Source organism: Azospirillum sp. A29 (assembly GCF_042604625.1).
In the GTDB taxonomy this organism is placed as follows: domain Bacteria; phylum Pseudomonadota; class Alphaproteobacteria; order Azospirillales; family Azospirillaceae; genus Azospirillum; species Azospirillum palustre.
Genome location: NZ_CP170467.1, coordinates 783,955 through 807,354 on the forward strand (window position 1 = coordinate 783,955; position 23,400 = coordinate 807,354).

The 23,400-nt window shown below is 63.4% G+C and carries 22 protein-coding genes; 15 read left to right on the top strand and 7 right to left on the bottom strand.

From position 1 onward, the window contains the following. Window positions 1-59: 59 nt before the first annotated feature. From argH to ABNQ38_RS31765, 7 genes are all read left to right on the top strand, one after another. Entirely contained in the window at window positions 60-1,475 is a 1,416-nt protein-coding gene (gene argH, locus ABNQ38_RS31735) for an argininosuccinate lyase (protein WP_377810273.1), read from the top strand. A 64-nt stretch (window positions 1,476-1,539) separates the two neighbouring features. Next, window positions 1,540-2,385 carry an amino acid ABC transporter permease gene (locus ABNQ38_RS31740; RefSeq protein ID WP_377810274.1) on the top strand — a complete coding sequence of 282 codons (846 nt, stop codon included), beginning with the start codon at window positions 1,540-1,542 and terminating at the stop codon, window positions 2,383-2,385. Between the two features lie 10 nt (window positions 2,386-2,395). After that, window positions 2,396-3,163, top strand: a complete 768-nt coding sequence (locus ABNQ38_RS31745; protein ID WP_377810275.1) for an amino acid ABC transporter ATP-binding protein — start codon at window positions 2,396-2,398, stop codon at window positions 3,161-3,163. Between the two features lie 23 nt (window positions 3,164-3,186). Further along, complete coding sequence (locus tag ABNQ38_RS31750) at window positions 3,187-4,029, top strand: ABC transporter substrate-binding protein (protein WP_377810276.1); 843 nt, start codon at window positions 3,187-3,189, stop codon at window positions 4,027-4,029. A gap of 75 nt (window positions 4,030-4,104) precedes the next feature. After that, window positions 4,105-5,517, top strand: coding sequence for an MmgE/PrpD family protein (locus ABNQ38_RS31755; RefSeq protein ID WP_377810277.1), 1,413 nt, complete (start codon window positions 4,105-4,107; stop codon window positions 5,515-5,517). A gap of 17 nt (window positions 5,518-5,534) precedes the next feature. After that, window positions 5,535-6,398, top strand: coding sequence for a polysaccharide deacetylase (locus ABNQ38_RS31760; protein WP_377810278.1), 864 nt, complete (start codon window positions 5,535-5,537; stop codon window positions 6,396-6,398). Between the two features lie 113 nt (window positions 6,399-6,511). Next, a complete protein-coding gene (locus ABNQ38_RS31765) occupies window positions 6,512-6,667 on the top strand; it encodes a hypothetical protein (RefSeq protein ID WP_377810279.1) in 156 nt (51 codons plus the stop codon). A 330-nt stretch (window positions 6,668-6,997) separates the two neighbouring features. Here ABNQ38_RS31765 and ABNQ38_RS31770 read toward each other — a convergent pair whose 3' ends face one another. The 3 genes from ABNQ38_RS31770 to ABNQ38_RS31780 are packed head-to-tail and all read right to left on the bottom strand — an operon-like array spanning window position 6,998 to window position 9,214. After that, window positions 6,998-8,527, bottom strand: a complete 1,530-nt coding sequence (locus ABNQ38_RS31770) for a transposase (protein ID WP_377810280.1) — start codon at window positions 8,525-8,527, stop codon at window positions 6,998-7,000. Beyond that, window positions 8,503-8,853, bottom strand: coding sequence for a hypothetical protein (locus ABNQ38_RS31775; protein ID WP_377810281.1), 351 nt, complete (start codon window positions 8,851-8,853; stop codon window positions 8,503-8,505). The genes ABNQ38_RS31770 and ABNQ38_RS31775 overlap by 25 nt, the downstream gene beginning before the upstream one ends. 13 nt (window positions 8,854-8,866) lie before the next feature. Next, on the bottom strand, window positions 8,867-9,214 hold the full coding sequence (locus ABNQ38_RS31780) for a DUF4167 domain-containing protein (protein ID WP_377810282.1): 348 nt from the start codon (window positions 9,212-9,214) through the stop codon (window positions 8,867-8,869). Here ABNQ38_RS31780 and ABNQ38_RS31785 point away from each other — a divergent pair. Continuing rightward, a complete protein-coding gene (locus ABNQ38_RS31785; RefSeq protein ID WP_377810283.1) occupies window positions 9,185-9,352 on the top strand; it encodes a hypothetical protein in 168 nt (55 codons plus the stop codon). The genes ABNQ38_RS31780 and ABNQ38_RS31785 overlap by 30 nt on opposite strands. A gap of 172 nt (window positions 9,353-9,524) precedes the next feature. On the opposite strand, the gene ABNQ38_RS31790 is transcribed toward ABNQ38_RS31785, so the two are convergent. Next, on the bottom strand, window positions 9,525-10,544 hold the full coding sequence (locus ABNQ38_RS31790; RefSeq protein ID WP_377810284.1) for an NAD(P)-dependent alcohol dehydrogenase: 1,020 nt from the start codon (window positions 10,542-10,544) through the stop codon (window positions 9,525-9,527). A gap of 139 nt (window positions 10,545-10,683) precedes the next feature. On the opposite strand from ABNQ38_RS31790, the gene ABNQ38_RS31795 reads away from it, so the two are divergent. After that, window positions 10,684-11,580 carry a LysR family transcriptional regulator gene (locus ABNQ38_RS31795; RefSeq protein WP_377810285.1) on the top strand — a complete coding sequence of 299 codons (897 nt, stop codon included), beginning with the start codon at window positions 10,684-10,686 and terminating at the stop codon, window positions 11,578-11,580. Between the two features lie 253 nt (window positions 11,581-11,833). On the opposite strand, the gene ABNQ38_RS31800 is transcribed toward ABNQ38_RS31795, so the two are convergent. Further along, window positions 11,834-12,730 (bottom strand): LysR family transcriptional regulator, encoded by an 897-nt coding sequence (locus tag ABNQ38_RS31800; RefSeq protein ID WP_377810286.1) that lies wholly within the window; start codon window positions 12,728-12,730, stop codon window positions 11,834-11,836. Between the two features lie 229 nt (window positions 12,731-12,959). Between ABNQ38_RS31800 and ABNQ38_RS31805 the strand changes: the two genes are divergently transcribed. The 4 genes from ABNQ38_RS31805 (at window position 12,960) to ABNQ38_RS31820 (ending at window position 17,957) form a co-directional block, all read left to right on the top strand. Next, window positions 12,960-13,694 carry an SDR family NAD(P)-dependent oxidoreductase gene (locus tag ABNQ38_RS31805; RefSeq protein WP_377811132.1) on the top strand — a complete coding sequence of 245 codons (735 nt, stop codon included), beginning with the start codon at window positions 12,960-12,962 and terminating at the stop codon, window positions 13,692-13,694. Window positions 13,695-13,767: 73 nt separating this feature from the next. Further along, window positions 13,768-14,370 carry an NADPH-dependent F420 reductase gene (locus tag ABNQ38_RS31810; protein ID WP_377810288.1) on the top strand — a complete coding sequence of 201 codons (603 nt, stop codon included), beginning with the start codon at window positions 13,768-13,770 and terminating at the stop codon, window positions 14,368-14,370. 81 nt (window positions 14,371-14,451) lie between these two features. Then, window positions 14,452-14,817, top strand: coding sequence for a nuclear transport factor 2 family protein (locus ABNQ38_RS31815; protein WP_377810289.1), 366 nt, complete (start codon window positions 14,452-14,454; stop codon window positions 14,815-14,817). A 776-nt stretch (window positions 14,818-15,593) separates the two neighbouring features. Further along, window positions 15,594-17,957 carry a PAS domain-containing protein gene (locus ABNQ38_RS31820; RefSeq protein WP_377810290.1) on the top strand — a complete coding sequence of 788 codons (2,364 nt, stop codon included), beginning with the start codon at window positions 15,594-15,596 and terminating at the stop codon, window positions 17,955-17,957. Window positions 17,958-18,082: 125 nt separating this feature from the next. Here ABNQ38_RS31820 and ABNQ38_RS31825 read toward each other — a convergent pair whose 3' ends face one another. Then, entirely contained in the window at window positions 18,083-18,460 is a 378-nt protein-coding gene (locus tag ABNQ38_RS31825) for a response regulator (protein WP_377810291.1), read from the bottom strand. Window positions 18,461-18,926: 466 nt separating this feature from the next. Here ABNQ38_RS31825 and ABNQ38_RS31830 point away from each other — a divergent pair, with 466 nt between their 5' ends. Then, window positions 18,927-19,694, top strand: coding sequence for an IS6 family transposase (locus tag ABNQ38_RS31830; RefSeq protein WP_377810292.1), 768 nt, complete (start codon window positions 18,927-18,929; stop codon window positions 19,692-19,694). Window positions 19,695-20,817: 1,123 nt separating this feature from the next. Further along, a complete protein-coding gene (locus ABNQ38_RS31835; RefSeq protein WP_377810293.1) occupies window positions 20,818-21,009 on the top strand; it encodes a hypothetical protein in 192 nt (63 codons plus the stop codon). 1,280 nt (window positions 21,010-22,289) lie between these two features. Here the strand turns inward: ABNQ38_RS31835 and ABNQ38_RS31840 are convergent. Further along, window positions 22,290-23,126, bottom strand: coding sequence for a hypothetical protein (locus tag ABNQ38_RS31840; RefSeq protein ID WP_377810294.1), 837 nt, complete (start codon window positions 23,124-23,126; stop codon window positions 22,290-22,292). Between the last annotated feature and the right edge of the window lie 274 nt (window positions 23,127-23,400).

Consider the following 23,400-nt stretch of genomic DNA (forward strand, 5'->3'; position numbering starts at 1 on the left):
TCATTTGTCCAGCCAGGGCTTCCTGATGCTCACTGTGTGTGCAGAACGAGGAGTTGCACATGAACAGCGCAGGCGCCCTCTGGGGCGGACGGTTCAAGAAGGCACCGTCCAAGGCCCTGGTCGATCTTTCGCGGTCTCCGGCTGAATATTTCCGGCTTGCTCCCGAAGATTTGCGGTCTTCGGCCGCCCACGCCCGCGAGCTGGTCCGCGCCGGCATCCTGGACGCGCAGGAATGCGCCGCCATCGAGCGGGCCCTTGCCGAGGTGGAACAGGATTTCCTTGCCGGCAAGCTGCAGCCGATCCCGGCGGACGAGGACGTCCACACCTTTCTCGAACGCGTGCTGAAGGATCGCATCGGCGCGCTCGGCGGAAAGCTGCGCGCCGGCCGCTCCCGCAACGACCAGGCGGCCAACGACCTGAAGCTCCATCTCCGGACCAAAATCCGCAGCCTTGCCGCCGATGTACTGGACCTCCAGAACGCGCTGGTCGCACAAGCGAAGGAGCATGTCGAAACCATCACCGCGGGCTTCACCCATCTCCAGCCGGCGCAGCCGGTGACCTTCGCTCATCAGCTGCTCGCCCATGCGCAGGGCTTCGCCCGCGACATCGACCGGATGATGGACTGGGAGCGGCGTTCCGCGCTGTCGCCGCTCGGCGGCGCGGCGCTTGCCGGTTCGGCCATCGCGCTCCATCCCGAACTCTCCGCGGTGGAACTCGGCTATGACGGCGCGTGCGAGAACTCGATCGACGCGATCGGCGCCCGCGACCATGTCGCGGAGTTCCTGTTCGTCACCGCCATGCTGGGGGTCAACCTCTCGCGGCTGGCGGAGGAGGTGTTCCTGTGGAACTCCAAGCAGTTCGCCTGGGTCGAGCTTGACGACGGCCACGCCACCGGCTCCTCGATCATGCCGCAGAAGAAGAACCCGGACATCGCGGAACTGACGCGGGGCCGCTCGTCCCGCCTGATCGCCGTGCTGCAGGGCGTGCTGGTGGCGCTGAAGGGCATTCCCTTCGCCTACAACCGCGACCTCGCCGAGGACAAGTGGGCGGCCTTCGAGGCCATCGATACGCTTGACCTCGTGCTGCCGGCGATGACCGGGATGATCGCCACCATGGCGGTGGATCGCGAGCGACTGAAGGCGCAGGCGACGCTCGGCTTTTCGCTGGCGACCGAGGTCGCCGACTGGCTGGCCCGCCGCGGCGTGCCCTTCTCCGAGGCGCACGATATCACCGGCGCGCTCGTCCGCCATTGCGAAGCCAGGGGCTGCGATTTCAGTGACCTGAGCGCCGAAGACCTCGCCACTGTCGATCCGCGGCTGGGGCCCGACGTCCTGGCGCATCTGACCGCCGAAGCCGCCGTCGCCGCACGCTCCGGCTACAACGGAACCGCGCCGTCCAGCGTGCGCCGGCAGATCGGGCATTTGGAGACGGTGATCGGGCGCCAGCGCGCCTGGGCGGGACCCAGCCCCGGCTAAGCGACCAGCACCGGACCGGCGCGCCGGAAGACAAGACCACGGACGAAGGGGGCGGACTGAACCGATGAGCGAGGACATCTACCGAACAAGCCATCTGAAACTTCGTCCCCGCCGGCATTGGGGACGGATGGTCGCCGCCGGGATCGTGCTGCTGCTTCTCGCCGCGCTGGTCCGCGCCTTCGCCACCGGCAAGATCGAATGGTCCTATGTCGGCGAATTCCTGTTCGCCCCGGCGATCCTGGAAGGGCTGGTCAACACGATCCTGATGACCGTCTCGGCCATGCTGATCGGCATCGTGCTCGGCGTGGTCTTCGCGATCATGCGCATTTCCGAGAACCCGGTGCTGTCCTGGATCGCCACGGGCTATGTCTGGATCTTCCGCGGCGCGCCGGCCCTGCTGCAGCTGCTGCTGTGGTTCAATCTGGCGCTGGTCTTCCCCAAGATCGGCATCCCCGGCCTGATGGAATGGCGGACCGTCGACGTGATGACGCCGTTCGTCGCCGCCATGCTGGCGCTCGGCATCCAGCAGGGGGCCTACACGTCGGAGGTGGTCCGCGGCGGCCTTCTGTCGGTCGACAGCGGTCAATACGAGGCGGCGCGCGCCATCGGCATGGGACAGCTGATGATGCTGCGCCGGATCGTGCTGCCGCAGGCGATGCGGGTGATCCTGCCGCCGATCGGCAACGAGGTGATCGGCATGGTCAAGATCACGTCGCTGGCCAGCGTCATCCAGTATTCGGAAATCCTGCACAACGCGCAGATCATCTACTACGCCAACACGCGGGTCCTCGAACTCCTGCTGGTGGCCAGCTTCTGGTACCTCGCCGTCGTCTCCATCCTGTCGGTCCTGCAGATGTACGTCGAGCGCCATTTCGCGCGTGGAACCAAACGCCCCAAGGCGACGGGCTGAGGAGGGGACGATGTCGGAAATCCTCGTCAAGGCGATCGACGTCACCAAGCGCTACGCGAGCTTCACCGCGCTCGACCGCGTCAACCTCGAAATCCGCAAGGGGGAGGTCTGCTGCATCATCGGGCCGTCGGGATCGGGCAAGAGCACGTTCCTGCGCTGCATCAACATGCTGGAGCGCATCGACGGCGGCGCCATCTGGGTCGGCGGCGAACTGCTCGGCTACCGCCGGCAGGGCGACGAGCTGCACGAGCTGCGCGACGCCGAGATCGCCCGCCAGCGCCGGCACACCGGCATGGTGTTCCAACGCTTCAATCTGTTCCCCCACCTGACCGCGCTGGAAAACGTGACCGAAGGTCCGATCCACGTTCTGAAGGAGGATCGCAAGGCGGCCGTCGTCCATGCCCGCGATCTCCTCGCCCGGGTCGGTCTGGCCGAAAAGATGGACCATTACCCGTCCGAACTGTCGGGCGGCCAGCAGCAGCGGGTGGCCATCGCCCGCGCTATGGGCATGCGCCCAGAACTGATCCTGTTCGACGAGCCGACCTCCGCCCTCGACCCGGAACTGGTTTCCGAAGTCCTCGACGTGATGAAGGATCTTGCCGAAAGCGGCATGACGATGGTGGTCGTAACCCATGAAATGGGGTTCGCCCGCGGCGTCGCCGATACAGTTGCCTTCATGGAGTCAGGCCGGATCGAGGAAATCGGTCCGGCGGAGAAAGTCCTGTCCAATCCGGACAGCGCCCGCTGCGCGGCCTTCGTCCGCGCCGTCCACAAGTGAACGATCTCGTGCCCGGAGAAACCATGATGACCCTGAAATCCGCTCTCCTTGTTGCTGTAGGTCTCGCCTGTGCGACGGTCGTCCCCGCCGCCGCCCAGGACGTTCCGGCGCGCATCAAGTCCGCCGGCAAGGTGATCGTCGCCAACCAGCCGAACTATCCGCCGATGGAATACAAGGATCCGGCGACCAACACGCTGAAGGGGCTGGACATCGACCTCAGCCTGGCCCTGGCCAAGCAGCTCGGCGTCACCGTCGAGTGGGCCGACATCGGCTTCGAGCAGATGATCTCCTCGCTGACCACCGGCCGCGCCGATCTGATCCATTCCGGGATGAGCGATCTTCCCAAGCGCCGCGACAGCCTGGATTTCGTCGACTACATGAAGTCCGGCGCCCAGTTCTACACCCTCGCCGACCGCAAGGACGAGTTCAAGCTGCCGACCAACTTCTGCGGCAAGAAGGTCGCCATGAGCCGCCGCACCTCGTTCCCCGATGAGACGGCCAAATGGTCGAAGGAAAATTGCGAGGCGCAGGGCAAGCCGGCCGTCCAGGTGGTCGGGTCGGAGGGGTCGGCCGATGCCCGCACGCAGCTGAAGCAGGGCCGCGTCGACGGCGCCGTCCAGGGCTCCGAGACGCTGCCCTATCTCGTCGGCCTGGAGAAGGACAGCTACGTGATCGTCGGCAAGCCCTTCACCTCGCTCTACCAGGGAATCGCCTTCGCGAAGACCGAGCCGGGACTGCGCGACGCCTATGTCGCCGCGCTGAAGACGCTGATGGCGTCGGGTGAATACAAGAAGATCTTCGACAGCTGGGGGCTGGCCGACGCGATGCTCGACACCGTGCTGGTCAACAGCGAACCGGTGAAGTGATCGTCCGGGAATCGCGCCGGCCCACCCGGCGCGGTCCCTCCCATCCCCACCCTGGGGACTTCCAGGACACGTCCAATGACCTCCCATCCGACCGCCGCCCCGCCGACCGCGGGAGCGGACGCGCTGACGCGCCTTGCCGCCTTCACCGCGACCCTCCGTTTCGCCGATCTGCCCGCCGCCGTCGTGGACAAGGCGCTGGTCCATATTCTCGACACGCTGGGGGCCAGCCTCGCCGGAACCCGGTCGCATGAATTCGCGCTGGTCGCCGGGACGGTCGGCGTGGCCCCCGGCGGCCCGGCGCACCTGTGGGCACTGGGCCGGACCGCGAGCGCGCGCGACGCCGCGCTGGTCAACGGGGTCGCCGCCCACGTCTTCGAACTGGACGATACCGGCGGCTGCGACCATTCCGGCGCCGTCGTGGTGCCGGCGGTGATCGCCGCTGCCGAAGGCCGCCCGGTTTCGGGTAAGGAGCTTCTCGTCGCCGTCGTCGTCGGATACGAGGTCGGCCGCCGCCTGCTGGAGGCGGCCGGCGGCTACGACCGGCACAACGGCGCCGGCTGGCATTCGACCGGGACCTGCGGCGCGGTCGCCGCCGCCGCCGCGGTCGCCCGCTTGTGGCGGCTGGACGCCGCCGCGACCGCGCACGCGATCACCATCGCCACCAGCTTCTCCTCCGGCTTGTGGGCCTTCATCCATGACGGTGCGCAAACCAAAAAGATCCATGCCGGCCGCGCCGCGGAAGGCGGCGTGCTGGCCGCCGAACTCGCCCGTGCCGGGATGACCGGCCCGTCGCAGGTCTTCGACGAGGTCTGGGGAGGCTTCTTCCGCAGCTTCGGCCATGCCGATGGCGATCCTGCCCGCTTCACCGAGGATCTGGGCGATGTCTACCGGATCATGCGGGTGTCGCTGAAGCCCTATGCCGCCTGCCGGGGCACCCATTCGGCGATCGACGCGGTCGGCGACCTGCTCGCCGAGACCGGCCGGCCGGGTGCGGAGATCGAGCGGATCCGCGTGAAGGCCAGCCAGTTCCTCGTCGGCATGTGCGGCCGGCCGGAGGTCGAGCCGCTCGCCGCAGCCCAGATGAGCCTGCCGCTCGCCGTTGCCCTGCGCGCCGTCCATGGCGAAGCCGGGCTGTCGAGCTATGCCGGGCCGAAGCGCCGCGACCCCCGCATCCGCGACCTGCTGGCCCGGATCGCCGTCGAAACCGATCCGGCGATGGCCGCGCTCGACGAACCGGTTGTGGAACTGCGCTTTTCCGATGGAACCGGTGTTGACCGCATGGTGCCACGGGCCACCGGCTCGCCTGAGCGGCCGATGACGCCGACGGCGGTGCAGGCCAAGTTCACCGAACTGGCCGGCATGGCGTTGCCGGCGGAGTCCGTCGCCGCGCTGGCCGATCTCGTCGCGGCCCTTCCGGCACTGGAGGATGTCGCCCCCCTGTGCGCCAGGCTTGCCGCAGGTCGTCCCCTTACAGAGCCGTTCCGCTGATCAACCGGGAGCCAGCCATGACCGACTTTCCCCCGATCGCCTTCAACCGGGCGCCGCCTGCCTCGGACTTCCCCTGGCCGAACGGAGCCAAAAGCGCGCTTTTCGTCGGTTTCGACGTGGACGGCGAAACCGCCTGGATCGGCAACCGGCCGGAGAACGCCGACCGTCTGGTCACCGTCTCGCATGGCGGCTGGGACGGCCGCGTCGGCATCGCCCGCATTCTGGATCTGCTCGAAGAGGTAAAGGTCAAGGCGACCTTCTTCATTCCCGGCTGGACCGCGCTCGCCCATCGTCCGCAATGCGAGGCTATCGTGGCCGCCGGACACGAGATCGGCCATCACGGCTATCTTCATCGCCGGCCGGAACGCTCCGCCTTCGACGCCGCCCGCGAGGAGATCGACCGCGGGTTCGAAGCGCTGGAGCGCGCCCTGGGCGTCCGGCCGGTCGGCTATCGCGCCCCGTCCGGCGAGAATTTCCCGGAGCTTCTCGCCTATCTGGCGGACAGCGGGATCGTCTATTCCAGTTCCTTCCGTGATGATTTCCGGCCCTATCGGCATCTGCTCCACGACGACCGGCCCGGGCCGATCGAGATCCCGGTCAATTATGCCTTCGACGACTGGAATTTCGGCATGACGAGCCGGGTCGACCCGCGCCCGATTTTCGGCCGCGACGCGGTCCTGAGCCTGTGGATCGACGAGTTCGAGGCGACGCACGCCTGGGGCGGCTGCACGACCATGGTGCTTCACCCGCAGGTTTCCGGGCGGCCGATGCGCTGGCACCTGTTGCGCGACTTCCTGCGTCATGTGCTGGCGAAGGACGATGTCTGGATCGCCACCGGTGCGGAGATCGCCGCCCATTACCGTGCCTGCGAAACGGCCTGAGCGCCTGTGCCGCACCCTGAAAGGAGAGTCTCCATGACGCCCGAAAAGCTGGCCGCCCTGTCTTGCTGTAGGCGCATGATGATGGCGACCGGCATCGCTGCCGATGATGCGGCTTGGGGTTCGAACTGCTGGCTGACGACCTGCACGACCTCGGCCAGCATGCCGGGTCCGACATTGAAGGCGCGTTCGACGAGGCGCGCCTCGCCTCGCATGTCGCGGGTGATGTTGAGGCTGGACGCCTGGCCCTTTCGAAGCGCCCGCATCACTGAGGTGATGTGGTGGACGGCCCTTTCAGAGGAGCGCGCGATAGGTGTTAGGCAAACAACGTTAAGGTAGAACGTGACCTGAGACCGAAGCTCCCTCCGGTCATTGGGAGAGCCTCTGTGAGTTTGCTCCCCGGCCCGAAACTCCTCCAGGCGAAGCGAGAGGTCCGGCGTATGGGACCAAAGGGATTGGATCACCGTTCGCGTCCGTTCAGCTTCGGCGTTCGCCCTAACCGGGGTCACTACACGAGAGATCTTCGACTTTGCGCATTTCAGGACTGCCGTCTCGCTTAGGAGCCGGTTCACAAGTCCAGCAATGGTGCGGATGATGGGCGGTTACGGCGCGTAGCAGGCGACATCGACGAGCCGTCGAAGGAACAATGGCGGCGTTCTGAGCATGTCACCTTCAGCGGGCGTGGCGGCCTGTTCGAACCACAGGTGCTGGCGCAGACGGGCCAAGGCATCGGCGAAAGTCGGCGCTGGTTTCGGATACCAGATGGCGCGCCGGGGCGACAGAGCGAGGCGGCCGGCATTCTGATGGACGTACAGCGTGATCAACGAGTAAAGCCCGAACAGCAGTGGGGCGGTACGGAATACCGCCGGGTCTGCCCACTGTCGCTGGGTCTCGATGCCGAGATGAGCACGGCTCTCCTCATACGTCGTCTCCATTGCCCAGCGGCGGTTGAACCATTCCAGGACGGTGCGTGGCGACATCGACAGGTCGGTGCACAGAAAAGCTTCCGGATCGCGCCGGCCATCGGGATAGCGCACCATCACCCAGAGGATGGGCACGATCGGCTTGCCCTGGTGGTGCCACAGCGCCGTTCCGGAGGCATAGTCGATCCAGCCGCCGGAGCGCCACCGGGTTCGGCTTGGTTGGACGGCCCGGCGCCAGACCGTGTCCTTGTCGGTCAGACGGGCCCGTAAGCTGGGCTGACGGGCGCCCTTCACCATCTTCCGCAAGGTCAAGGGCGGGTCTGGCGGCGGATCGAACAGGCGAGCATCCAAGCGTAGCCGAGTGATCACCACCATGTACGGGCTGATGGCATCAAGCAGGGTCAGCGCGGCGAATTCGCCATCCATGACGGCAACCAGCAGCCGGTCCGGCAGCCAGCGATGCAGGCGCAGCAGGCTGGCCCGGGCCCAGGTGGTGGTCGGCCTGTAGCGCCTGCCCTGCATCTCAAACCAGGCGCGGCTTGGCACCAATGCGCTCAACACCGGCAGTCCCCAGATGCGGCCGGCGAACGGAACCTCGACCAGCAGCATGGCGGTCATCCAGCGCAATCCGCGGCTGGTGACCGTCTGCTCCGTCGAGGACCGGACGGAGTCGAAGCAATGGCTTGCTGGGCGAACACGGACTCCCCGGCGCCGTTCAAGAGTATGGTCGACACCGATGACGATCGGGCCGTCCGGGACGAAGGCGTTGACCAGGGCGTTCAGCAGGGTGCGTGCGAGTTTCAGCCCCGACCAGCGGTTGCGGTTGAGCACGCGGTGAAAAGCGGCGAAGCCGGGATCGTCCGCCAAGCCGAGGGTGCGCAGCAGGTTGGTCACGGTGCGGGGACCAACCGCCAGCACTGCACCGACCGCGAGCGCCGCCACCGTAGAGCGGGTGCGCCCCGAAAACGCATCCAAATAGGGCCACAGCCAAGCTACGAAGGTTTGGGGAAGAGAGACGGCTGGGCGTGGCATGGGGCACCTGCGGTGTCGTCGGAGATTGACCAGCCAACAACCTTTCGCCGACGGTATTGCGACGCCCGCGCAGGACAGGACAAGCGTCCCAAAATGCGCAAAGTCGAATGCGCAAATTGTCCGGGATCCGAGAACGCGGCATGAACGTGAGGTCAGCCGTGCTTTACCTCTACCCATTGCCCGCGTCCGAGTTCGTCCAAGACGTGCTGGTACTCGGCCGGTGGAAGGGCGCCTGCGTCCTCGGCCATGTGCCGTAAGGCAGCGAGGCCGGCCTCGGTAAACCGAGCCCGCAGCCAATGGCCACCGTCATCCCGCAACTCCAGCAGCCCACGGTCCAGCATCCCCTGAATGACCGTTCCCGGCTTCGGCTGCCCCTTGTTCCGCCCGGTGGCCCACCGCTTCACCAGGATGCCGCTCTCCAGCCGCGGTGCCTGCCCAAAGCGCACCATGAATTCGTTGCGGATCAGAGCCCGCTCCCGTGGCGTCAATGTGGTATCGCTCACCAGATCGTCTCCCTCACTCCTCTCCCCGCGATACGCGGAACCAGTGCTCAGCATATTGCCGACACAGTTCAGCCTCCACGCCATTTCCGGTGCGTTCGGCATCTGCCGCGCGGGCGAGCCACTGAGACTGTTTCTGAAGCGCTGATCCGTTCACACGGGCGGGTGATGGCCGGACTCCGGCCGAAGCGGCAGTAGATGGGCGAGGCTTGCTGAAATTCGGTCGTGGCACTGGTACGCGGGGCCTGGAGGGTGGCATTGGGCCTACCGACTTCCTTGGATAGAGTGGAGGGTCATCCTGTGACCCGGCAGAGTCTACGCCGTGCATCGCCGGATGCGCGAAAAATATGATCGCCGCCGGCATGCCGGCGAGCGGATCGCCCAGGGCGGCGCCACGCCGTCGGCGCCGGACAGTGGGCACCAGGCACAGGGCCTCGACGTCGACGTGCTGGTGGCCGCGGTGGAGATCGAGGAGCCGGCCGGGCCGGTGCTGGCAAGCTGATCGCCGCCGGCATGTCGGCGAGGTGGCCATGCTGCCCTTTTCGCGACACCTTCCAGTGGCCGCTTCTGACCCAAAGCAGCCATCGCGGTAGAAATCCCGCCTATCGCCGTCCGCCTTTCCAACTGGCGGATGGGCATCGAACTCCATGCGTCAAGCCGGACCGCAGCCCGTTCTATGACGTGACGTCGATAACGATTTTACCGAATGGTCCCCGGTCCAAATGGTCGAACGCTGCAGGAAGGTCAGCGAGCGAATAGCGCGAATCGACGACCGGCTTGATGCCCGTTTGATCGATCGCACGGACGAACCGTTCCAGCGCCTTTCTGCTGCCGGTTCCGATCCCGTGGATCGTGATGTCTTTCATCATCAAGGGCATTGCGGGTGCCTGGATGTCCCAACCGTCGAGCGCGCCGATCTGACAGACATGACCACCCACCGCCGTGACCTGCACGGATTGTCCGAGATGTTTGCCGCCGATGACCTCCAGAACGACATCCGCGCCGCGTTCGGAGGTGAGCGTGTAGACGGCTTCCATCCAGTCACTCCCGGCGTCGATGAAGTGATCGGCGCCGAGCGCCTTCGCGCGCGTCTCGCAGTCGGGCTGGCCGCAGACCATCACTTTGGCACCATTGACCTTGGCGATCTGCATTCCGAAAAGGGCGACCCCGCCCGTGCTGGGGATCAGAACCGTATCGCCCGCCCGTACCCCGGCCCGTTCGACAAGCGCGAACCAGGCCGTGAGACCGGCGACTGGAAGCGTGCAGGCCTGCCATGGCTCGAGCGTTTCGGGCGACGAGACGAACCACTCTTCCGGCATGGCGACATACTCGGCAAGCACACCCGGATAAAAGCCGCCCAATGTTTGATACGCAGGCTTGCGGGCGTTCCCGGCACGCAAGCCGTCGATCCAGTCCGGGGTCGGCGTGGAGATGACCTTCATGCCCAACCCGAAGCGGGATGCGCCTTCGCCGAGCAGCACCACCTCGCCGGCAAGGTCGGAGCCGGGCGTGAAAGGGAATTGCAGAGGCAGCCCGCGGCCGGTCTCGACGACCATCTTGTCGCGGTAGTTCAGCGCCACCGCATCGACCCTCACCAGAACCTCCCGCGGGCCGGGCTGGGGAATCCCGACGTCGTTCAGCCTGAGGTGCTGCCTGCCGATTGCATTGATTTCCCAGCGTTTCATCGACGCCATTCCTCGCTCCATGTCTGACGACCTTTGACGTCCGGCACCTGTCGGACGCTCCACCTGTCATCGGGAGGACTATGCGGCATCGCGATTATGCCTGTGTATGGTACCTATCTGGGATGAAGTATTGCATTGAGATGCCATAATGAATGGAACGGACTTCACGCAGCTGAGAGCATTTGTCACTGTCTGCGACGAGCGAGCGTTCGGGCGCGCTGCCAAGCGGCTTGCGATGTCGCCGTCGGCGCTGAGCCGCACTGTCCGAGCCCTTGAAAGCCGCCTTGGTGTGCGCCTTCTCAATCGCACGACCCGGAGTGTCGGGCTGACCGAAGCGGGGCGTGTTCTTTACGATCGCATCCAGCCCATGATGACGGGGATGGACGAGGCTATGCTGGCGGTCGGCGCCTATCAGGAGACGCCGAAAGGGGTGGTGCGCGTCAACCTGCCGAGCATCGCGGCGCGGATTGCCATCCTGCCGAAATTGGCGCGGTTCCGATCCGCCTATCCGGACGTCCGCTTGGATCTCGTGATCGACAATGACATCACGGATGTGGTTGCGCAGGGCTTCGATGCCGGTGTCCGCATCGGCGGCCAAATCAGTCGCGATATGGTCGCGGTTCGCATCACGCCCGATCTTCGAATGGCGGTTGTTGGCGCCCCCACATATTTCGCCGACCGGCAGCGGCCTGAAACCCCGGCCGATCTGAAAGACCACATGTGCCTTACCTACAAATGGAAAAACACGGGAGCTCTGTATCCATGGCGGTTTTCTGACGTCGATGGCGTGATCGATGTCGATGTCGGGAACGTGCTTACCGTCAATGACACGGATCTGTTGCTGGCAGCCGCATGCGAGGGGCTTGGATTGGCCTACCTGATCGAAGATTTGGTTTTACCGTTAATTGAGAACGGAAATCTTCTTCGGGTGCTCGAACCGTGGTGTAAGGTTTTCCCAGGTTTCTATCTCTACTATCCGGAGCGGACACACATGCCCGCTTCGGTGAGAGCCTTTATCGACTTCATGAAGATTGTGAGTTTTTGATCAAGCGCAGCTGTCGGTTGGGACATTCGCCGGCTAGCTATTCATTTTCGCATCCACAATGCTTGCAACGGCCGCTCCTGGCGTTTTGCGGACGTTCGGAAGCGAACGGCTGGAAGCCTGTCCCATCCGACCGGCCCCGGTCGATGCTGGCCAACCCGATCCGCAGGGCTGCGTCAACTGACAGGCTGATTGACCAGGGTGGCGCCTCCCTTTCGCGACAGCCTTTCAGTGAGCGGGACCGACCTGCCGGCTGTCAGCCGCGCGCTATCGACAGCCCCGCGATACACGGAGCGTAGGCGGCGAGCCTGCGGGATACGAACTCCGTGAAGAGCCGGACGCGCTTCGTCTTACGTGTCTCCCCCTGTGTGAGAATCCATAGCGTTCCGTACATGTGCAGGTCGGTCCCTGGCACCCTCTCCAGCAAGGGATCGGCATCCCCGACGAAGCACGGCAGCGTCGTGATCCCGAGCCCTTGCCGGACAGCGACGATCTGCGCCGCGGCGTCCGTGGTCCTGAAGGGAACCCCCGTGGTGTGCACCTCACCCCCGCCGGCCCAGTCCGGAATGCCATGCATGCTTATGACGATCCACCGAAAGGGATCCGGCGCGCCCGCCCGCCATGCGGCCAGTCGCTCGCGGGACATGTAGACGCCGCCGAACAACTCCGGTCCCTTCAAGCCGTGAAGATTGAGCGGCAGGGTTCGGCGATCGTAGACGACGCGGATCGCCACGTCGGCCTCTCGGTTGGTCAGGTTGGCCAACTCGCCGGACGACAGGATTTCCATCTCAATGTCTGGATACTGACGCGCGAAATCGGCGAAGTCCGGCATGAGCAGGTGTGTCGCAAGGATCGGTGTCAACGTCACCCGCAGAAGCCCGCGCACGCTCTGGTCGCGCCCGAGGACGCGCGTCGCCAGTTGGTGCGACGACGCTTCCATCTGGATCGCGAGTTCGAGGACCTCCTCGCCCGTAGCCGTCAGGCGGTAGCCCGAAGGCAGCTTTTCGAACATCTGCGCCCCGAGGCGTTCCTCGAGCTGGGCGATGCGTCGCAGCACGGTCGAGTGGTTCACACCCAGCTGCCCCGCTGCAGCCCGCACTGATCCCCCGCGCGCGGCGGCAAGAAAGTAACGAACGTCATCCCAGTCGATCATGGTGCATTTCCGCGCCGAGAGTTCCGCCTACCGGAGCCCGTTCTACCACGCTGAACACCGGTCCGCAGGATCATCGCGGCGGAAGATCGTCTAGGTGGATCGTTTTCGCACCATCGATGTGCGCGGTTCCGCACTGCCCCCCTGACGTCCGCCGGCCCATGCTGAGGCTCTCGGGGCAGCTTCCCCATACGGCCGAAGACCCGGGATGGCGAAACGAAGGATGCACGACATGACCAGATTGAATGGAAAGACCGCCGTCATCACGGGGGGCGCCACCGGCATCGGCCGCGCTGCGGCAAAGCGATTCATCGAGGAGGGCGCCGTCGTCTTCATCTTCGGCCGCCGGCAGGAAGCCCTCGATGCGGCCGTGGCGGAGCTCGGGCCCAAAGCCCGCGCGGTGAAAGGCTCGGTGTCGGATGAGGCCGACCTTGACCACCTCTACGCGGCGGTGAAGGCCGAACGCGGAACCCTCGATATCGTCTTTGCCAATGCCGGGACCGGAAGCCCGCTTCCGCTCGGCCGGATCACCGCCGGGCACATCGACGAGACCTTCGACACCAATGTGAAGGGGACGATCTTCACGGTCCAGAAGGCGCTGCCGCTGATGGGCGACGGCGGTTCGATCATCCTGACCGGGTCGAGCGCCGGCACCACGGGCGCTCCGGGATTTACGGCCTACAGCGCGAGCAAAGCGGCCGTGCGCAACCTCGCGCGGAGCTGGGCGGCGGATCTGAAGGGCACCGGCATCCGGGTCAACGTGCTGTCGCCCGGGGCGACGGCGACCGAACTCGCGAAGGAGGCGTTGGGCGAGGAGGGCCAGAAGGCCTACGGTGCGATCACTCCGCTCCAGCGCATGGCCGATCCGGTGGAGATCGGGGCGGTTGCCGCCTTTCTCGCTTCGTCGGACAGCAGCTTCATGACCGCCAGCGAAGTCGCCGTCGACGGCGGCTTGGCACAGCTCTGACATGTGGATCCGGCCGAGCGCTCCGTTCGGTCATCCGGTGCGCTCCGGTGTTTGGCAACTCAAGGGAGAACATATGAGCTACGCAATTATCGGCTTCGGCAGTATCGGCCGAGCCCTGGCCAAGGCGTTCGACCGCAACAGCATCGACGTGGCCGTCGCAACCACGCGCGACCCCGCAAGCTTTGCAGCCGACGCGGCCGCAATCGGACCCGAGGTCATTCCCAAGACACTGGCGGAAGCGGTCAAGGCGGACGTCATTTTTCTGGCTGTCCGTTTCGGGGCGCACCCGGATGTCGCGAAGGCACTTCCCACCTGGCGGGGCAAGACCATCGTCGATGTGACCAATGCCTATGGCGTGGACCCCGAGGATCTGGGAGATCAGCCCTCTTCCCAGTTCGTCGCGCAGGCCTTCCCCGGTGCGAAACTGGTCAAGGGCTTCAACCACTTGATCGCTGCGAAACTGGCCCAGGATCCTGCCCTGCTGGGTGGAAGGAGGGTCGTGTTCCTGGCGAGCGATGATGAGGACGCCGCAACGGAGATCGGGGCGCTGGCGGAGAAGCTCGGTTTCGCGCCGATCAAGCTCGGCGGGCTTTCTGAAGGCGGACTTCTCGTACAGGGGCGCGGGAACAGCTGGGGCCGCTTGATCTTCCAGGACCTGGTCAAACTCGACGGATGAACACGACGTCCCCGACGGCAGGGACGTGATACTCGCGGCCGGGTCGAATGCGATCCGGCCCGAAGGAAATGGAGAATTCCTATGGGCACCGAAGAGAACGTCCAGACGGTGAAGGACTTCCTTGCCGCAATCGGCCGCGGCGACAAGGAGGGTCTGCTGGCGCTGGTCGCCGAAGACATCGAGTGGATCATTCCGGGTGAGGACTGGCCGCTGGCCGGAACCCACCGTGGGCGCGCCGGGGTAGTGGATGCCTTTCGGAAGGCTTCCGAGGAGGTGCCGTTCACCTATCCCGAGCCCCCGAATATGTGGCGCAGGGAGATCGGGTTCTGGTCCATTCTGCGCGACTGGCCGATGAATTGCCTTGGCCGCCACTGCTCCTCCCTTTCGCAACACCCTTTTGCCGTGTGCATTCCACCCCGCGCATCCTCGGGCGCGCGAAAATTATGATCGCTGCCGGTATACCGACGAGCGGATCGGCTGGAGTGGCGCCGCGCCCGCGTTGCCGGACGTCGCGTACCAAGCCAAGTTTCAACCTCCGGGGGGCTGATTGGGAGGCCGCCGCCCACAAGATGTTAATCGGAGGCGGCCTAACGGCTGCTGCATAACTTCCTCCAGCGCGCGAAGGTGAGCTGGAGCAGGGGCTTGACCGGGCACAACCGGGGCGGCGAACAGCGATTATGGAACATGCACAATTGCAACCGCGCTGCACCGGCGCGGCTCCCCCCTGCCCCGCATCCCGAACCGGCAATGTCGTTTAACTTAGGTGCGTGTCGAGAAAATCTGGAATGGACATACCAACAGAATCGCACGTCCGAGGCTCGTGTGTGAATCCTATGTCTGCGTCAGTGCACTCTAGATCTTCTCACCACTAAGTTGCGTGCACTCGTCCCAGCCCTGGCGGGAAGCCGCCGGTGGTTTCGAAGTCACCGAAGTAAGTAACAGGGTCGATTGGTAACTGTGCTGGGGGATGAGTATTATTTCGTATGACTAGAGCGCGCTATAATAGGCATCTGTTATCCCGATAATCTAAGAATTCACTGGCTAATCTGTCAACAGTGAGTAGACTTAGGACGGCGGGCAGGGGGAACGACAAAGAGATGCAGCGAGGAGCGGCAGAAAGTGGAACAAAAGCGTCGCAAGGTATGTGCAACCTGGCCTGACCGGGCCGTTGGGTTTCGGGCGACGTGGCTTGAACCAGCCGCGAACCGGTTGAGGTCTGGCCTATGATGCGTCTCGGAACAACGGCTGGCTCGGCCTTCGACACACTGACGGATAATGCGCCGATCGGCTTTGCTTTCTTCGACCGGGATCATCGCTACACAAAGGTCAACGCCGCCCTCGCAAAGATCAACGGCATTTCGGCTGATGCGCATGTTGGCCGCACAATAGAGGAATTGCTGCCCGAGTATGCCCGAACCGTGGGGCCGATAATTGATCAGGTGTTCACGACCGGCGACGCGGTAGCGGGCTTCGAGATGGACGGGGAGACGCCCGCCAGCCAGGGCGCGCAGCGAACATGGCTCCTCGGCTTCTTTCCTGTTCCCGGCGAGGACGGCGCCGTCGCGCAGGTCGGGGCAACCGTCGTGGAAATCACCGATCGGAAACGAGCAGAGGCAGAGCTTCGCCAAAGCGAGGAACGGCTACGGCTTGCAACGGAACATGCCGAAATCGGCCTGTGGGACGTGGACGAGGTGAACCAGCAGCTGCACTGGCCGCCGATCGTCAAGGCGATGTTCGGTATCTCAGCGGACGTTCCCGTATCGATGCGGGACTATTACGAGGGCCTGCATCCTGACGACCACGACGCAACAGCGGCCGCCTATGCTGCTGCAGCTGATCCAAACCGGCGTTCCCTCTACGATGTGGAATACCGCACGATTGGTAAAGAAGACGGCATTGTGCGCTGGGTCGCAGCCAAGGGCCGTGGTGTCTTCGACGAGGCGGGCCGCTGCCTGCGTGTGATCGGAACCGCGATGGACATCACCGAGCGGAAGCGGGTGGAAGCGGAGCTTCGGGAGCTGAACCAAGCGTTGGAACATCGCATTGCTGAAGCTCTGACAGGGCGCAAGGTGCTTGCCGATGTAGTCGACGGCACCGATATTTTCGTCCAGGTCGCGGACGTCGATTATAATTGGCTGGCGATCAACCGAGCAGCTTCGGCCGAATTCGCGCGCATTTTCGGGGTTCGGAAGCCGAGGGTCGGCGATAACATGCTTGCCTTGCTGGAAAGGCAACCGGAGCATCAGGCCGCCGTTCGAGCGGTCTGGTCTCGCGCCCTTGCCGGAAAGGAGTTTGTCCAGACAGACGAGTTCGGCGACCCTTCGCTCGATCGGCGCTATTATGAGATGCGGTTCCGCAGCTTGCGCGACGCTGAAGGACGGCTGATCGGGGCCTATCAGTTCGTTTCCGACGTGACGGAACGGCTGCGCGAACAGCATCGCTTGCGGGAAACAGAGGGTGCGCTTGCCCAGGCACAGAAAATGGAAGCGGTGGGTCAACTGACGGGCGGCATAGCCCATGACTTCAATAACCTTCTCCAAGGCGTAGTGGGAAGCCTCGATCTCATCCGACGCAAGTCCCACGACCATGGGCGTGTGCAACGGTGGGCCGAAGCCGGGCTCAAGGCGGCCCAGCGCGGCTCCAGATTGACGGGGCAGCTCCTGGCGTTCAGCCGCGCACAAAAGATCGAGCTGAAGCCGGTCTCTGTCTCCGATCTGGTAAGCGCCTTCCGTGAGATGGTCGCCAGCACGATCGGGCCGCACATCAAGGTCAGCCTCGATCTTAAGACCGATGGCATCCGCGTGCTGGGTGATGAGGTCCAAATCGAGATGGCGGTTCTGAATTTGGCGCTGAACGCGCGCGACGCCATGCCGGAGGGCGGCGATCTGACGATCAGTACGCGGCCTGTCAGCCTGGCAGGCGATCGGGAACTAGCCGATGGCGAATATGTCGAACTCGCGGTGCGTGATACAGGAATGGGGATGCCGCCCGAAGTGGTCGCGCGCGCCTTCGATCCGTTCTTCACGACCAAGGGCGTCGGCAAGGGGACGGGGCTGGGGCTGAGCCAGGTCTATGGCGCGATGCGCCAAGCCGGCGGCACCGTCCGCATCGACACCCGACCTGGCGAGGGCACGACGATGCACCTGCTACTGCGGAGAACAGACGATCTTGCTGAACGGGCCGCCGATGAGAGGCGAGTCACCGCAACGGGCCTTTCGGCGCGAATCCTCGTGGTCGATGACGATCCCGATGTTCGGCAGTTCCTCGTCGAGTCTCTCGACGAACTCGGCTTTGCCGTGACGCAGGCCGAAGATGGCTCTGCCGGGCTGACGGAACTCGAACGATCGACACCGGATCTGATGATCCTGGACTTTGCCATGCCGGGCCTAAACGGCGCAGAAGTGGCGAAACGGGCGCAGGCATCCCGGCCTGGCATGCCGATCATTTTCGTGACGGGCTTCGCCGATAGCGAGGCACTTGAAGAGGTCGTGGGCGGCAACATTCCCGTGCTTAGAAAGCCATTCCAGATAGACGAGCTCGAACGTATGTTGCTGGCCGTATTGCAGGACCGCACGCCAGCGGCTTAGCGATGGCCGCAATCCCGGAGTGGATGCCGGGCTAGAGTGAGCTGATCCCCGTTTCCCGGACAGATTTGCGGCTGAAATAAGCTTGGCTCTGGTTCCTGCGCCGGTCACTGTCCGCCCTCCGTCACTCAGGAGGCCGGCCCCGTCCGGCCGGACAGCAGGGCGGTGATCGTCGGGGCCAAGGCGGACACGGAATAAGGCTTGCGCAGGATCACCAGCCGCCCCGGCTCTTCGTTCGGAAGATAGGCGCTGAACCCGGTCGTGACCACGATCGGCAGGGCGGGACGCCGCTGCCGGATGATCCGGATCAGCGCCTCGCCGCCCATTACCGGCATGCGCATGTCTGTGACCAGAAGGTCGGCCGGATCGGCGGCGTCAGCCTCGATGGCCTCCAGCCCGTTGTGCGTGACGGTGACCCGAAACCCCTCGGACGTCAGAATTTCGGCCACCGCCATGGCAACCAGATCCTCGTCCTCGGCGATCAGAACATGATGGGGATCGTGCATGTGTCGCGCCGGATGGGATTTCAGATGGTTCAAATATGCCCAAATAATTGTCTCCGGAGCAACCAAAAGTGATTTCGGCGTTCGTCTAGATATTACAAAAAGTATTTGGGATAATTATACTCAAGGTGGCGACAACACCTCCGATTATTCAAGACGAACACCGGTCCTGGCGCCCCGGTCGCCCGCTGTCCGTAAAGCAGCCTCCGGGCGTTATGGAACATGGGGCGGCCGACCAGGCGGGTCCGCTGCTGACCAGCCGGATCCGGATCGCTGCCGGCACGCCGGCGAGCGGATCGGCCCTTTTCGCGACAACGGCGCAGTGTCTGCCTCCCTATCGCGATAGCGTCTCGGAAAACGAGGCTACGCGCGCATCGCCGGATCTGTGTCCCCGACCCAGCGGGCTGGGCTCTGTTGCAAAGTTGGCCGGCACGCGGCGGAATGGCTGGACGTTGGAGGGAGCCAAACCGTGTCGGACTTCAAGGGTTGCCATTTCGAGGGCGAGATCGTGCTGTGGGCCGTGCGCTGGTACTGCCGGTACGGGATCAGCTACCGTGACCTCGAGCAGATGATGGCGGAGCGCGGCGTCGCGGTCGATCATTCAACGATCTACCGCTGGGTGCAGAAGTACGCGCCGGAGATCGAGAAGCGGCTTCGCTGGCAGTGGCGCTGCCCACGGTCAACCAGCTGGCGGGTTGACGAGACCTACGTGAAGGTCGCTGGCAAGTGGGCCTACCTGTACCGGGCCGTCGACAGGCATGGCAACACCATCGACTTCTACCTTTCGCCCACGCGGAATACCGCGGCCGCCAAGCGTTTCCTCGGCAAGGCGCTGAACGGCCTGAAGGATTGGGAGAAGCCGATGGTCATCAACACCGACAAGGCGCCCACCTATGGGCCAGCCCTAGCGGAGCTGAAGGCCGAGGGCAAATGTCCCGAGGAGACGGAACATCGGCAGGTCAAGCACCTGAACAATGTCGTCGAGGCCGACCACGGCAAGTTGAAGCAGCTGATTCGGCCGGTTCGGGGCTTCAAGACCCTGAAGACGGCTTATGCGACGATCAAGGGGTTCGAGGTGATGCGTGCGCTCCGCAAAGGGCAGGCGGCCGCCTTCAATCTGACCCGCGACATGCAGGGCGAGGCGCGCCTTGTCGAGCGCGCCTTCAACGTCGGTCCCTGCGTGCTCGCCGAAGCAGTTCAGCTCGTCAACCAGCAACTCGCACTCCAGGCCGCATAGCCTCCGACAATGATGCCGGTCGTCATCTTCACGCGCCTACAGGAAGAGTTTGCAACAGAGCCCTTCCCCGCACATACGGGGGTGAACCGATCCCGCCCGGTCAGGTGCTGCTCCTTGCCGGCCCTTCCCCGCGCTTGCAGGGCTGAACCGGACGCCATCTCCACCCCCGGCGAGACTGGGGACCTTTCCCCGCGTGTGCGGGGCTGAACCAACGCTCGCATGACCTTCGGCCTGATCGCGTTCCTTTTCCCTGCCCATGCGGGGGTGAACCGCTCGTGAGCAGGCTCATGTGGTCACCTCACCACCCTTCCCCGCGTAGCGGGGGTGAACCGACCGACACCACCACACAGCCGGAGAGCGTGGCCCCTTCCCTGCGCATGCGGGGATGAACCGTCGGGAGCCCAGGCGCCGTAGCGCTTCACACCCCCTTCCCCGCGCATGCGGGGCTGCACCGAAGGCGGACAAGGACCGGGCCGATTACCTGAACCCTTCTCCGCGTATGCGGGGGTGAACCGGCGTCGACCGGCGACCAACGCTCGAGCTTGGCCCCTTCCCCGCATATGCGGGGGTGAACCGTCGTGGTGCCAGAGTCCGATCTTCGCGAGGTCCCCTTCCCCGCGCATGGGGGGCTGAACCGGCAACCAAGGTGAGGATCAGCACCCGCGTCTGCCCTTCCCCGCGCACGCGGGGCTGAACCGTGGACCTGTGGAAGCTGGTTGATGAGGGGCTTCCCTTCCCCGCGCAAGCGGGGGTCAACCGACCGGAACACCAGTCCGGAAGCGCCCACAGGGTCCTTCCCCGCGCATGCGGGGGTGAACCGCTAAGCCTGTTGCTGTTGACGGCATCCATTATCCCTTCCCCGCACATGCGGGGGTGAACCGACCGTCCACCGGTCGCAGGGCAGCACGTTCGGCCCTTTCCCCGCGTGTACGGGGGTGAACCGCTCTGCGTCCAGTCGTAGATCTCGCGGCCGTCCCTTTCCCCGCCCATGCGGGGGTGAACCGCCGGCAACCCCTTCATCGGCGCCGTCACGAAGTACCAGCTCGCCAAGAACGTCGGGTTCGATGTCTGCAAGCCTGACATCTGGCTGGCTCGCCTCGCCGGGCTGTCGGAGAGGACGCCAGTGGCCCGACTGTTCCCAGCATGCCAGGCGCTGTGTGCCGGGCTGGCCGCGGCGACCGGAGACCGGAGCGCCACCGTCGACTCCGTGCTTTGGCTGGCCTGCAACAAGCAGCTGCTGGACATCGACGCGGATGGTGTCCGCTTCGTCCCGCGCGCCGGTACCCGCCGCTCGATCTACGAGACGGCGGAATAAGTGTTCCTATCGAACATTCAAAGGAGTGGGCTGAAACCGTTGATATGCCTCGACCCTATTCGGTTGTGAACCGCGCCCTTTCGTGGTCGAGCTTTCGATTGTGTGAGCCTTATCGACAAAGTGGCCGTAGATGACGGCAGCTCCGCAATCTGGCGAGCCAGTCATCTTTAGGACTGGAGTATTAGATCGGCTCGCTGATGATCGTGATTGGGCCAACGCTTCCTTGATCGAGCCGGACTTTGCAAGGGCCCCGCCCATCGACGCAGCGAATATGTATCGCCCCTACGCCGAGCGTTACGAACTCGCGGTGACCGGAGAATGAGATCTTCTCCCCTTGTGGTGTTCCGAATAACTTTATTCCCATGCCGACTTGGCAGGTACGATCTCTTGGGCAGTTAACAGTCCAATTTCCGTAGGCCAGCGCATAATCTGCGAACCATGTCCATGAAGCGCTTACCTGTTTGATTTCTCCCACCATACCAACCTCCCATACGGCCGTCTTATGAATTCGCATAAATGTTCTTGCGCGCATGACAGCGACAAAGAGATTTTGGGGATCTGTGTGACCTAATCCGCAAATTAGCGTTCTCACAAACAGTCCCTTATCTCCTACATCTAACCATGTATATCAACTTCCGATATGGTTGCCTTGGAATGTCGACGGAGAGGTTTGTATTAATTGAGAATGAATGAAAATGAACGGCTACTGCGACTTCATAGCCATTGGTATCAATAACGAACTCAGGTGGCGCGCCCTGGTTTCTTCCAGTAATCCCTGTCACTTCACTAGAAGTGAGGGTATTTGTGCGGCCAGAGTAATTGAATGGAATTGAGGTAGACAGACTCCCAGACGAGTTCGACGGGGTCGTTTCTATAATCGATACATTAGGATCTCCGCCCAAAACCACTCGATCAGTAAGGTTTGGTAACGCGATGCCGTTCAATTCAGAGTCCTTATCGTCGACGGTTCGGCCGTCAGCTGGCAGCCAAGTCGGCGCCAACGCTTTGATTTGATCGACGAATACGAACATAGGCGCTACGAAGCCGACTGGAGTTCCTCTTGCAATGTCCGTGCGCAACGACGTGATCTCCGTTCTCGCTGCAATCAGCGCGTCCTGAGCGGATTGCAGCCTGACCAAGGCCTGCGTATAGCAAGCAAGGGCGTTGCTTTGCGAGCAGGTATCTTGAGCTTGCGCTGGGGTTGATAAAATTAGAAGGGCAGCAAAAGGAAGCGCTGCAGGCATAGTCCTACGCATTGTCGGTTCCTCCCTAGCAAAAGTTCATTCGCCCCGAATTGTTCTGCGCCATGTGTTTGCTGCTTGAGTATCCGCCATCCAGGTCTCGGTGGCCCTCTCAAGGGCGGTGGGATTTCCCATCCGGAGTGCGCACATTGTGGCCTGTCCGTTAGAGACCACATCCTCATAAGCGTCAAGAATCGCCTCGGGATGCCCATTCACGTCGACGTATTTAAGGCGAACGCAACGCCACATTCTGGATGTTGTGGGCGCCCCCATTTGCGAGAACGGCATTGTCGGATTAAGACTAAGTTCTGCTCGGCATGCCATTTCTACAGTATTTTTAAAATTCCGCCAAAATAGTATTTTCTTAAGCCATATATTTACTTTTTCATCAAAAATATTAATTTGCCTCTCCATAAGGAGATTAACGGACAGCATTTCGCAATGAAAGGAATCAATTATCTTCATCACGTCACGCATTATGTCTTTCTCGATCAGCATCGCTTGCTGCGTGGCGTATAGGATCAAGTCCTCTTTGACATTGGAAATAATATTGCTGGATGCCTTCTCTACCAATTTGGCAGCATAATCAGACAGTCGCTGGGCGGCCTGCTCCGCCGTCATGAGGTTGTGGTCGACGCCAGCCTGGAGCTGCGCGATTAGGGCTGGAGCTTGTTGCGTCATGACCTCAGTAACGAGAGGACGAACGCCTTCAGACACCCCTCTGATACCTCCCTTGGCGAGCGACTCCGAGAGATGGCAGAGCGGGTCCAAACCGCAGCCCGCATGGGAAGCGGAAGTTGAGGCAAGTAAAATTCCGACCGTTAGGAGCGTCGCGCGCAACGGAAATGTTGTCTTTGAGGTGGCGGGCGGCTTCATTCGCTTCTCCTCAAATGTTGATACGCTCGCAGCGTCGGGTGTGCGCCCGCCCAATGATGTTCGTTAGGGTTGCAACCTAGCATCCAGGCGCAATGTGACTCAACGTGATCTGATGATATTTCTCGTTTCCTGAAAGGGATTGCTGGCCTTCTACCGAGATACCATCTCCCGCGAAAATCGGCTCAAACGATCACGTCGCTTTATCGAAAGTTGTGCTGGGTTAGCATGCGCCAACTGGACGCCTAAAAAGCGCTATCATGGCCCACATATCTGC

Bases quoted from the DNA above. Each gene is read 5' to 3' on its own strand.
- argH (WP_377810273.1), top strand. From the start codon at position 60: ATGAACAGCGCAGGCGCCCTCTGGGGCGGACGGTTCAAGAAGGCACCG.
- ABNQ38_RS31740 (WP_377810274.1), top strand. From the start codon at position 1,540: ATGAGCGAGGACATCTACCGAACAAGCCATCTGAAACTTCGTCCCCGC.
- ABNQ38_RS31745 (WP_377810275.1), top strand. From the start codon at position 2,396: ATGTCGGAAATCCTCGTCAAGGCGATCGACGTCACCAAGCGCTACGCG.
- ABNQ38_RS31750 (WP_377810276.1), top strand. From the start codon at position 3,187: ATGATGACCCTGAAATCCGCTCTCCTTGTTGCTGTAGGTCTCGCCTGT.
- ABNQ38_RS31755 (WP_377810277.1), top strand. From the start codon at position 4,105: ATGACCTCCCATCCGACCGCCGCCCCGCCGACCGCGGGAGCGGACGCG.
- ABNQ38_RS31760 (WP_377810278.1), top strand. From the start codon at position 5,535: ATGACCGACTTTCCCCCGATCGCCTTCAACCGGGCGCCGCCTGCCTCG.
- ABNQ38_RS31770 (WP_377810280.1), bottom strand. From the start codon at position 8,527: ATGGGTAGAGGTAAAGCACGGCTGACCTCACGTTCATGCCGCGTTCTC.
- ABNQ38_RS31785 (WP_377810283.1), top strand. From the start codon at position 9,185: ATGCGCGAAAAATATGATCGCCGCCGGCATGCCGGCGAGCGGATCGCC.
- ABNQ38_RS31780 (WP_377810282.1), bottom strand. From the start codon at position 9,214: ATGCCGGCGGCGATCATATTTTTCGCGCATCCGGCGATGCACGGCGTA.
- ABNQ38_RS31790 (WP_377810284.1), bottom strand. From the start codon at position 10,544: ATGGCGTCGATGAAACGCTGGGAAATCAATGCAATCGGCAGGCAGCAC.
- ABNQ38_RS31795 (WP_377810285.1), top strand. From the start codon at position 10,684: ATGAATGGAACGGACTTCACGCAGCTGAGAGCATTTGTCACTGTCTGC.
- ABNQ38_RS31800 (WP_377810286.1), bottom strand. From the start codon at position 12,730: ATGATCGACTGGGATGACGTTCGTTACTTTCTTGCCGCCGCGCGCGGG.
- ABNQ38_RS31805 (WP_377811132.1), top strand. From the start codon at position 12,960: ATGACCAGATTGAATGGAAAGACCGCCGTCATCACGGGGGGCGCCACC.
- ABNQ38_RS31810 (WP_377810288.1), top strand. From the start codon at position 13,768: ATGAGCTACGCAATTATCGGCTTCGGCAGTATCGGCCGAGCCCTGGCC.
- ABNQ38_RS31815 (WP_377810289.1), top strand. From the start codon at position 14,452: ATGGGCACCGAAGAGAACGTCCAGACGGTGAAGGACTTCCTTGCCGCA.
- ABNQ38_RS31820 (WP_377810290.1), top strand. From the start codon at position 15,594: ATGATGCGTCTCGGAACAACGGCTGGCTCGGCCTTCGACACACTGACG.
- ABNQ38_RS31825 (WP_377810291.1), bottom strand. From the start codon at position 18,460: ATGCACGATCCCCATCATGTTCTGATCGCCGAGGACGAGGATCTGGTT.
- ABNQ38_RS31840 (WP_377810294.1), bottom strand. From the start codon at position 23,126: ATGAAGCCGCCCGCCACCTCAAAGACAACATTTCCGTTGCGCGCGACG.